Raw genomic sequence first — 1,958 nt, forward strand, 5'->3', positions numbered from 1 at the left:
TGGTCAGCCAGGGCAACGAACTCGGCAACACCGATCGAATCGATGTAGCGCAGTGCACCGCCACGGAATGGAGGGAAACCGATACCGTAGACCAGACCCATGTCGGCTTCGGCGGCAGTTTCAACGATGCCGTCTTCCAGGCAACGCACGGTTTCCAGGCACAGCGGGATCATCATCCAGTTGATGATGTCTTCGTCGGTGACTTCGCGTTGCTCGTAAACGATCGGCTTGAGCACTTCCAGCACCGACGGATCGGCAACCTTCTTCTGCTTGCCTTTCTTGTCGGCCTCGTAGGCATAGAAGCCCTTGCCGTTCTTCTGGCCCAGGCGCTTGGCTTCGTAAAGCACGTCGATGGCCGAGCGACGGTCATCTTTCATGCGATCCGGGAAGCCTTCAGCCATCACGTCACGACCGTGGTGACCGGTGTCGATGCCGACCACGTCCATCAGGTATGCCGGGCCCATTGGCCAGCCGAATTTTTCCATGACTTTGTCGATACGGACGAAGTCGACACCGGCGCTGACCAGTTTGGCGAAACCGCCGAAGTACGGGAACAGCACGCGGTTGACCAGGAAGCCCGGGCAGTCATTGACGACGATCGGGTTCTTGCCCATTTTCTTGGCGTAAGCAACAGTGGTGGCAACGGCCAGCTCACTGGACTTCTCGCCACGGATCACTTCCACCAGCGGCATCATGTGCACCGGGTTGAAGAAGTGCATGCCGACGAAGTTTTCCGGACGCTTGAGGGCCTTGGCCAGCAAGCTGATGGAAATGGTCGAGGTGTTGGACGCGAGGATGGTGTCCTCTTTGACCTGGGCTTCGACTTCAGCCAGTACGGCTTGCTTTACCTTCGGGTTCTCGACCACAGCTTCGACAACCAGATCAACGTGACCGAAGTCGCCGTAGGACAGGGTCGGACGAATGCCGTTGAGCACTTCAGCCATTTTCGCAGCGGTCATGCGACCTTTATCAACGCGGCCAACCAGCAGCTTGGCAGCTTCGGCCAGACCCTGCTCGATACCGTGCTCGTTGATGTCCTTCATCAGGATCGGCGTGCCTTTGGAGGCAGACTGGTAGGCGATACCGCCACCCATGATGCCAGCACCAAGCACAGCGGCCTGCTTCACGTCTTTGGCGATTTCGTCGTAGGCCTTGGCCTTTTTCTTCAGTTCCTGATCATTCAGGAACAGGCCGATCAAGCTCTGCGCGGCAGAGGTCTTGGCCAGCTTGACGAAACCTGCAGCTTCGATTTCCAGCGCCTTGTCACGACCGAAGTTCGCGGCTTTCTGGATGGTCTTGATTGCTTCAACCGGCGCCGGGTAGTTCGGGCCAGCTTGACCGGCGACGAAACCTTTGGCGGTTTCGAAAGCCATCATCTGTTCAATGGCGTTCAGCTTGAGTTTTTCAAGTTTCGGCTGACGCTTGGCCTTGAAGTCGAACTCGCCGGAGATAGCGCGCTTGATCAGTTCCAGGGCAGCTTCCTGCAGCTTCTCAGGAGCAACCACGGCGTCGACGGCGCTGACTTTCAGGGCGTCTTCAGGGCGGTTTTCCTTGCCGGCGGCAATCCATTCGATGGCGTTGTCGACACCGATCAGACGCGGTAGACGCACGGTGCCGCCGAAGCCTGGGTAGATGCCCAGTTTGACTTCCGGCAGACCGATCTTGGCCTTGGTCGACATGACGCGATAGTCAGCCGCCAGGCACATTTCCAGACCACCACCGAGAGCAATGCCGTTGATCGCGGCTACTGTCGGAACGTTGAGGTCTTCGAAATCGCTGAAGATCTTGTTGGCTTCGAGATTGCCAGCAACCAGCTCGGCATCCGGCAGCTTGAAGTTGTCGACAAATTCGGTGATGTCGGCGCCGACGATGAACACGTCCTTGCCACTGCTATGCTCGCGAACGCCAGCGAAACCCTCGGCTCGGCCAGCGAAATGCTCATCAACTTCGCCGCTTCG

1 protein-coding gene is annotated in these 1,958 nt (G+C 58.0%); it reads right to left on the reverse strand.

The window, feature by feature from the left end:
- Nucleotides 1-1,958, reverse strand: a 1,958-nt coding sequence (gene fadB, locus ACIONG_RS30425) for a fatty acid oxidation complex subunit alpha FadB (RefSeq protein ID WP_401304733.1), incomplete at both ends; no start/stop codon positions are given.

This window comes from Pseudomonas sp. NPDC087817, assembly GCF_044742875.1.
Taxonomy (GTDB): domain Bacteria; phylum Pseudomonadota; class Gammaproteobacteria; order Pseudomonadales; family Pseudomonadaceae; genus Aquipseudomonas.